We start from the raw sequence: 9,529 nt of genomic DNA on the forward strand, positions 1-9,529 counted from the left end.
TATTAGTTTTTGTAATGATAACTGTATTCTTTTAAAGCCTTCCCGTCTACATCCACCACCTGCTTAAGCCGGTTGGAAGAATCATAAACATACACCTCACGTACCCCGGATGGAGGCGTGATGCTGGTAACACCGATCAACGGATCATAGGTATAGGTCGTGATAACCTGACGTGAATTGTCCGTCCTGAAAAGATCAAGCTGGGAAATCAGTAAATTCTGTGTAGCGGTATCTACATCCTGGTTCGATTTGGTTATGATATCAGCACTCCCTGCAAGGGCCATGGCCTGGTCATAAGTGGCTCCTTCAACCTTGGCAATCACCTGCGTGTTGCCATAACCCCAGATCAGGGCCACCGGGATGCCCTCTTTACGGGTATACTGAAGCAGGTTTCCTTTGCCGTCATATTTATCATACGTTACCTCCGTGTCCATATAGCTTACAAAATAACCCGACTTCATGGAAGATGGCAAATAGTTCCCAGGAGTATCATACTTAGTCTCTATATGGCTTAATGGGGTATTGGCAATCACTTCCCCCTGCGAAACCTCAATGCTCAAAGGAACACCCGTCATCCCCTTATTCACCAATCGCATATTATCGACATCATAAGCATAATCGTAGTCCGTCTGGGTAATCTTCCCATCGGCACTCTTTACCGTACTGATGTCAAGCTCTCCTTTAGGGGTATAGCTCAGATCAGTAGTCTCCACCATCGACTTTCCATTTAAATACGTCGTCTCAATGGTCTTGGTCAGACGGCGCTTACCCGTTATCAACGGATTAAAAATAAAACGGTACTTGCTGGTGGCATCCGGACTTATTGCGGAAGCGCCTGTATATGCCGTTCCATTGATACCGCAACCACTTACAGAAAATGGATAGTAATTACGACTGGGATCGTATACTCCTGTAGAAGAATTTATGATACTAAAAGAAGGATAGACTCCATAAGTATTGGGTAAATTATCATACATATTTGCTTTAGAGTACAATTTGTTCTGATTGCTGTCATATTTTTCGATGAGTACATTTTCTCCATTTGAAGGAATATCAATTTTAGGGACGCCTTTTATAAGCGAATTAATAAAAGGATTGTTTGTAAAGTAATACTTAGTTAACCCTTTTATGGTTCCATCCAATACATTAATATCCTTCTCAGTAACTTCATCATAACCAAACGTTTTATTGCCGCTTATTCCAAAGTCATTGGAGTTTACAGAAATATCATTAAAAAGTGAGATCGATTCAGTTAAGCATCCTCCGGTAATAAAAGATGGCTGCGATTTATGGGTTGCTCCACTTATTAAATTCAAAGGCTGAAACGGATAAATTAATTTCCCACCAGAATAAGTGTATGCTTTATGGGAAAGTAAGGTGCTGTTTTCATAATTCTTGATCGATTTAATTCTTACACCGCTTCCATAAGAGATTGACTTGTCGATATCCGTATCATCGTAATATCTGAAGCGGCTTGACACGACAGCGCGATGCATACCATCATTGCTACGATATTGCAGGGGATTTTCAACACGAACATAATACTCTGTGCTTGGATCACTATCATAAGAAACTGTGAGTTCCTCATCCCATATGCGTTGGTGAGTCTGCTCAAAGGTGGGACCACTCACATCGATTGACCATTGCTTAACAAGTGTCGTTACTGATTGACCATTTATTATTTTTCTTTTGAAAAACTGTATTTTACAGTCCCACATTCCATAGGGCTCATAATGTACTTCCGGATAAGTAGGTCCCATATAGCCATCATAGATCGTATTATAAAATTTTATGTTTTTTCCTTCAGGAAGTTTAAAAGCAGGGCTTTGAATAAAATAATATCCTCCAGGAGTAATCGAGGCACCTCTGTGAGTTAAACTCACATCTTTGTTCGCTGCCCAGGCTTGCTCCGGTGTGGGGATAAACTGATTAGAAAAAGTGTTCGACTCATACTCGAATTCTGTCCTTGCCCCGGTTGGATAAGTAACTTTTTCTAAAATATTAGTGGTAATATAATTTGTATTTGTATATCTGGATACGGTATTTGCCGGATAATTTACTGTCATCCCATAATTTTTGTAAGGCGTTTTATTCAGATAATCAAAAAATAAAAGATCGGGAATCAGAGTGCTGCTGTTTGTACCATTGTTATATCCAAAAAAATCTGAGCTTGACCATTTGTTCGGCATTGTTTTATTCATGTCATATTCAAACGTATATGGCGGAGAGCTTTGTATCGGCGTACCGGCTTCATTATATCCTATTTCCTGGATAGAATTCAGTTTAAGCCGTTTATTCTTATATCCTTCTTCCGGTGTACTTACAACCGGATTGAAATAACTAGTATTTAGTACAAAACTCTTAATTTTTTTATTAGGGTATTTTGACTTAATATCGATAGATGCCAATTTTTTAATCGGAACTGACGGGGAAGTAGGTCTTATATCTTCCCTGTTATCCAAGTTGAAATTTATCTGGGTATCTTCTGTTTCAATGCTGGTTAAAGTCTTTTTTTCATTTATAGTTATATTATCATCTTGTTTAATAAATGCCGGCCAGTCAAAATCGGTTAAATGAGTTACCTGTACTGGATATTGTGAATATGATGTTTCATCCTGATAATAGAAATTAATAACTTTACCACTAACCAAAATAATTTTAGAGATCTTAAAGGTATAAGCAATATCTACTGAGGTACCGACACCTGCTGATCTGGAGCTTTCTATTGTATTAAAATAAAATTTGTCGCCCTTGTTTGTTGTAGCTACCCATCCTGAGGAATTTCGAGAAAACTTTACATCGTCATTGCTTTCCATGAATAGAATTTCACTACTATTCTCAGGATTAATAAAAAACTTTCCTGAATAACCATAAAAACTGTAAGTAAAAATATCAGGCTGCCCTTTACCTCCGTTTAAATCATTAATTATAGAATCAGAATCATCAACTGCAGGATTTGTTATTACCATGCTCCCTGAGTTGTAACCATTGAATCCCACTTGTAATCTGGAAATCTGACTTTGGGCATAGAGGGTTGCAAAGTGACTTTTAAATACATTATAACCTCCATTATTAGAAAACCCATCGCCCCCCGAAACAAATTCCTCTCTTCCTCTTATTTCCTGTGTGATGGTTCCCTCGGGCATAAAATTCCAGCCTAATCCTACCCAGGTGGCTTCATCAGCTACCTTAATCCCGGATGTATGGTAGCTTAGGGCCAGGGGAATCTCGATGTTATCGACTTTTAAGGTGTATAAGGGTACTGATACTTCAGCCGTCCCCGTATAATGACCCACCGGAATATCCCCGAACCTGCCCAGTAAGGCAACCTCCGGTGAGGTCGGTACATTCCGGACACCCGGATCATACTGGCTGTGGTTACTACCATTGCTCTGTCCGAATATATTACTGACTGATGCTAATAAAACTATAGCAATCGTTACTTTTTTCATCCCCGTTTATTTCTTTATTAGTTTTGCACTTGCCGTTTTATTCGTATCGGTTTTTATCGATACCAGGTAAGCCCCCTGAATCAATGGCTGCGTGTTGAGTTTGGTTACTTTGTTTTTTGTCTTGATGCTCTGAAGCTGCCTTCCGCCCATATCGTACACGGTAATCTCCGCTTCAAACACGTTGGAATGACCGGTCCCTGAGCCTGTCGAAGGGAAACCGATTTCTACGTACGCATAATCACTTACCGGGTTCGGGTAAATCTTAATATCCTGCTTTTCGATCAGCTGGTCGATCTGCTTGTCACCGAGCTTTACGATCTTCCAGTTCTCCTTGCCGAGCTCTTCAGCGCTGGTTCCGGCCAGGATGATCGAACCGTCACGGTTCAGCTTAATATCCGAAAGACGTTCCTCTCTTTTGGCGGATTCTCCTTTCACGTGCTTTCGCCACTGCTCATTGCCGTTCTGGTCTAAGTACAGCATCCAAAATTTTTCATCATCCGTTTCGATTCTTCCCTCCGCCTGGGTGTAGCCGCCCAGAAGGATTCCTTTAGTTGATCTGTCATCGGAAGCATGCACCACACTCATGCCCATCAGGACATCCCGGTTTTTAAAGTTGTAGGATTTCTGCCAGATTTCTTCGCCCTTTGTGTTTACCGAGATGAGCCATAGATCGCTGCCTTCTTCGATGCCGACGGTTTTATTCCCTGATCTTTCAGACCTTGATTCCCCCCCGATTAAATATCCGGTGGAAGTCATGGCCAGGGTTCTTAAATGGTCATCACCTTTGCCGCCGAAGCTTTTTTCCCACTCCACCTTATTATCTTTTGAGAGTTTAACCAAATAGAAATCGCCCTCTCCGTAATTCTCAGTCTTTTTTGAGCCTCCGGCATTACTTCTTGAATAAATTCCAAGCAAGGCTCCACCGTCGATCGTTGGAATCATCTTCTCCACTTCATCCAGGCCTTTTCCGCCTAAAACAAGCTGCGAGATTTCCTTTCCGTTTTTATCAAGTCTTATTATAAGCACATCTTTCGAGCCGTATCCTTTCTCTGAATTCTGGATATTCCCCGCAACATAAAAACCGAAGTCCGTCGTCTGGATCACCGCTCTTGCCTCTTCATCCGCCGCGCTGCCGATGGTTTTCTGCCATAATTCGTTGCCAAATTCGTTTAGGCAGATCAACCATAGGTCTGATCCGCCTTTCGATTCTTCCTTCTTGTCAAGCCCTTTTCCGCTGTAAGAAGTTCCGGCAATTAAAAATCCGCCCTCCTGCGTATTGACCGTTGCGGATAGCATATCATGATTCTTTCCGGAGAAGTATTTTTCCCATACCTGTTCTCCCATTTGGTTTAATTTAATCAGGTGATAGTCGTAACCACTATTTTGCTTATTATCTGAAGAAATTTTATTAGACTGGATACTGCTGCCCGTAATCAGGTATTGTCCGGCGATCGTTGTCGTAATCTGGCTTAAAAAGTCCTGAGTGGAGGATTTTAGGTCTTTCTGCCATATTAATTCCTGGGCCGAAACGCCCAATGATATGCACAGAAAAAGCGCGCTCATGTAGAGTTTTTTCATGTCCTTAGTAATTGATTTTTAATTGCTGCAAAAATATACTTTTTACCTCACAGTAAAAAGATTTATTAATTAATTTTAATATCATGTCGATCATCATCCGGCAAAGCTATAATTGCAATGCGACAAAACTCGTCGTATTAAAATCTATTTTCATTAATTTCTTTATTTATTATAATATAGTTTAGAAAACCACCGTTTTTTCTATTGTAATCATATCGATGTGTTTTTATATGAATCAGGTACATATTTTCCATAAACCTTTTCAGGATCGGTCTGGCATGAAAAATTCAGATACAGCAATATCAGGTAGTAAAATAACCTTAAACTACGGAGTTGTATTTTTAACCTTCTGCCTTTTTTTGTCATTTTATGGGGTATTTTAGGATCAGAGTGATCAGAACCCGTCTTTTAACCTCAGAACCTATTCTGTAAAGAAACAGCTCTTAAGATTCGGGATCAGTCATTAAGAAAAGTGTCAATCATCATTTAATCAAAATAAAAGCTGCCCAAAAAAGACAGCTAGCAACTATAAAATCTCAATTCTACTCTTTAATAAACTTCCTCACCAACTCCTCAATCACCCTACTCTTCTCCTTCTCCGTCTCAAGCAACCGCTCATACAGCTTCTTATTTTCCTCATAAGATTCCAACAGCTTGTCCAAAGGATTGAAAGTAGGCTGATAATTTAATGAACTCGCGATCAATGTTGAATTATCATTACTGGTATTGTTGAACGTATTCGAGATGATATTAAAGAAAGCATCCTCCGAAAAATTCTTCAGGGCTTCGAGGGGAAGTTCCAGGGCTTTGGCGATGGGTTCGAGTTTGTGGTCTTCGAGGGTTTCGGCGTTTTCGAGGAGGGAGACTTTCTGCTGGCTGATGCCTAAAAGGTCGGCCAGGGTTTCCTGCTTCATGCCGCGCATTTCCCGGATTCTTGCGATGTTTCTCCCGATATGTTTCTGTGCTGTAGCTGCCATGGATTAAGATTTACAACCAAAGATATAAAATTCTTCGGGATCCTGCTTATCTATATTTTAAAAGAAGAGCCAGGTGAAGGGCTGGAAGCGGGGTGCCGGAAGCGGAAGGTTTTTTAGTCGCTGCCTTATTCGTCATTTTAGAGGCTGTTTTTAAATTCAGAGTTTTTTAAACATTTAGAAATTAAGATATTTTAGCTAAAAGAATTTTATTTAGTGAAATTCAATTTCTAATGCAGAAGGTTTGCAGTGGTAAAAGTTAAGAATAAACAATGTTTATTTTAATTCAGAAAATTAAGATGGAGAGCCTTTTTAACATAAACAAATGAAGGTATTTTAGCTTAAAAAATTTATTTGGTGAAATGCAATTTCTCAAGCAGAAGGTTCACGGTGGTAAGGTTAAGAATAAACAAGGTTTATTTTAATTCAGAGAATTAAGATGGAGAATATGAAGTTTTTTTAACATGAAGAAATGAAGGTATTTTAGCTTAAAGAATTTATTGAAATCGGACTTTCAACCAGAAGATTATGCAGTGGTAAGGTTAAGAACAAACAAAGTTTATTTTAATTCAGAGAATTAAGATGAGGAGAGATGACGGAAAAATTTCTGAGTGAAAATTTAAATCGGATCTTTAGGATCACATGACCGGACCGGTTAGCCGTTAAAGGGAATGCTGTATGAAATGCGGTTCATCAAACCTGTTCCTTTATTGTTCATTAAAAGGTAAATCGCCGGATTTATTTATTTTACATCAAGTTTTGGTTCGGTACATCATTTTTTAGTTGGCTACGTCGGTTTTTAGCTTCAACTTGCATAAAAAACGAATGATGAAAGAAAAGATCACCCTTCCTGCCACCCTTCCGCACCACAACCAACTGAACCAGCTGCTGAACTTGCTTTCCGAAAAAATGCCTGTCCGCTATGTATTCCTGAGCAATTCCCGGCCTTCCGGCCATCCTTTTCTCATTATTTACCTCGGCTGTTCCCGGCTGCCGGACGGTTTGGTTCCGGAGAAACAGATCAGGAAAGCCTGGTCACGGTACGGCATCCATCTTGTCATCCTGGCCGGCACCGAACTGAAAAAGCACCTGAAATCAGGAAGCCTGTTTCTTCAACGGCACTGCAATGCCTCAACACTGGTTTTCACTTCAGGCAAACACAAACTTCCCACCGAAGATCTTTCACAATCGCTGAAAAAATTCCGGCTGATCCGACAGAAGTACGGTTTTGCCTGCCGACTGATGGGCAACGAAATCCGGAAAACGGAAAGTATTGGGTCTTTAATTACGACTTATCATCTTTACACCAGCCTTTTCGCACATCATTTATTCCACCTGGAATTTCTCTGCCTGGGCCGGGATTTCCATCAGGAAACTTTGGATCAGCGGCTGCTGAGGCTGGAGCCCTTTTTCCCGGAAATCAGAAGCTTCCTGCTGAAGAAGACCGGAAACACTTATTTTATTACCGAAGCCCTCCTCAGCGCCGGAAAAGCGGAGACCGAGAAAGAATATTCTTACCTCAGGTCCGAATTCAGGGAAGCCATCGCGATTGCCGAAAAGCAAGTGCACAACTTAGTCAGAAAAACTTTCCGCGACATCAAAGCCGCCGTGAAACATCCCAATATCTTATTAAAAAATCAGGTTGAAACGAAAGTTGTTTCTCCGTACGAATCCGTGATCAGCATCCTGACCCGCCGTTTTCCGGTTGAAGAAATTTTTCTTTTCCATCAAGAGGAAATTGTTTGTGAAGGCAGAACCACAACCGAGCTGTACCTGCTCCTGATCGGCAACAGAATCAGCAAAAAGGATCTTGAGATGATGCAAAAAAGCGTTTCCCGGAAGACCGGCGGAAAGTATTCGGTTGTTCCGATCGTCCATTCCGCCAGATGGATCCAGGAACACCTTTGGGAATCGCAGCCGTTTTTCCGCAAGGTCATGTAGCCGGAAAATGCCGTTTATGCTTCTCGCTCCCCTACTGTGATTCATTGGCATACCCGGGAACCGGATCTCTGTACTGATGAAGACATTTTCTTTCAGCAGTTTCACGGACTGTATGAAAATTACAAAACCCTCCGGTCCCAAAAGCAGCCTTCCGACGCAGAAGAAATCCGGTTGTCCGTAAAAGATATTATCCGCCAAGCTTTCCTGCTGCTCATTTATAACAGGCTCCGTTATCGTCCATGCGAAAAGACCGGTCTCCGCATCCTATGGAAACTCTGCATGTATGCCGAACCTGAAATAAAAACCTTCAGCCCGGTGACCCGGAATCGGCCCTTTGATTTCTTTAAGTTTTTGGAACAGGCGGAAAATACAGAGGAGCATACGATGTGTGGGGATGAGAATGTTTTCGGTATAGTGGACAGGGCGTTGGAAAGTTTTATGGAATTAAAAATAATTAAAAATATTTAGAGGTTGTTTAAAAAAGAAATTTAGAAATAATTTGTAAAATAGGCCGGACGTATTTCATCACATAATTAGAGTTCATGACAAAGGAATAGCTTTGCCTGGCTGACCGGCAGTGGCAAAAATTATTTACCTTTTAAAACAAAAGAGCATTATGCCTTACGCGATTAATGGATGCGATCCTTTGGATTCTTCTTACAGGATCTCTCAATGGCGTAATCTTCCTGAAAATTTTCCAAAACGGGAAAACGTTCATTATCATTTCCGTAAATGGGGTTAAAGACGGCACTTTTGTTAGATTAAACGCAATACTTAACAAGATGGAAACATTATATGATCACGGATACTTTGGGGCTAATCTGGGGAGTGAAGGTAGGCCCAGCTCACCAGGCAGAGGGGTTATGTCGCTTACGAAGTTGTTGAACCTTTATTGGGTTATCTTGACCGGATGAAAAAAATACGGGGTGACCAGACCTCTAAAAAAGGATTCATCGATTGGGTTAAAGAGCATGTGATTGGACTGGAAGTTGAAATTTCTTCTGCTTCTCTGTCAGAGAAGGGATTCCTTCCTTTAAGGTGGAGATGAGTTACTGAAAGGACTTTTGTAACCTTTAATTTTTCAGAAGGCTGGATAAAGACCATGAAAAACATATAAAAATGAGGAATATTTAATATTATAGCATAATTATCAATAAGTACTCAGATCTATATAGTTTACATTAAAATTTTCTAAATATTTGATTTAAAATATTTATTTTCAATTAGTTAAAACTTTTTTTATAATATAAACTAATTGAAACCAGACACTTATAACCAAATAAATAGTAGAAATATTATTTAAAGATACTCTAAATTCATTCTTCCAATTTTGACACAAAAATACATGATCATTGCTATTTAAATCTCTACCATATCTCGTGCTCTTGGAAATTTGTTAAGACGAAAAAATCGCCTACATTTATTTGGGTGTTAATGTAATCTCACCTTCCTTAGATACATTCAAAAGTAGAGTTTTTGATTAATAATTTCTTGTTGTCGCTGCTAAAATTTTGTTGGAATGTGGGAAACTCGCTGGCTTTAGCTTGGGCCAGTTTTCCATATTTCAATAAAAAGTCTCTGGGT

5 protein-coding genes are annotated in these 9,529 nt (G+C 40.0%); 2 read left to right on the forward strand and 3 right to left on the reverse strand.

Annotation, left to right across the window (positions count from 1 at the left end; translation table 11 throughout):
- Positions 1-2 precede the first annotated feature (2 nt).
- From CHA01nite_RS16450 to CHA01nite_RS16460, 3 genes are all read right to left on the reverse strand, one after another.
- Positions 3-3,452, reverse strand: a complete 3,450-nt coding sequence (locus CHA01nite_RS16450; protein WP_146943342.1) for an RHS repeat domain-containing protein — start codon at positions 3,450-3,452, stop codon at positions 3-5.
- Positions 3,453-3,458: 6 nt separating this feature from the next.
- Entirely contained in the window at positions 3,459-5,030 is a 1,572-nt protein-coding gene (locus tag CHA01nite_RS16455; protein WP_146943344.1) for a T9SS type A sorting domain-containing protein, read from the reverse strand.
- 542 nt (positions 5,031-5,572) lie between these two features.
- Positions 5,573-6,007, reverse strand: coding sequence for a helix-turn-helix domain-containing protein (locus CHA01nite_RS16460; protein ID WP_146943346.1), 435 nt, complete (start codon positions 6,005-6,007; stop codon positions 5,573-5,575).
- A gap of 825 nt (positions 6,008-6,832) precedes the next feature.
- Here CHA01nite_RS16460 and CHA01nite_RS16465 point away from each other — a divergent pair.
- Together CHA01nite_RS16465 and CHA01nite_RS16470 are read left to right on the forward strand one after the other, a co-directional pair.
- Positions 6,833-7,945 (forward strand): hypothetical protein, encoded by a 1,113-nt coding sequence (locus CHA01nite_RS16465; protein WP_146943348.1) that lies wholly within the window; start codon positions 6,833-6,835, stop codon positions 7,943-7,945.
- 36 nt (positions 7,946-7,981) lie between these two features.
- Entirely contained in the window at positions 7,982-8,413 is a 432-nt protein-coding gene (locus tag CHA01nite_RS16470; protein WP_146943350.1) for a hypothetical protein, read from the forward strand.
- Positions 8,414-9,529: the final 1,116 nt, after the last annotated feature.

The organism is Chryseobacterium hagamense (assembly GCF_007991455.1).
Lineage (GTDB): Bacteria > Bacteroidota > Bacteroidia > Flavobacteriales > Weeksellaceae > Chryseobacterium > Chryseobacterium hagamense.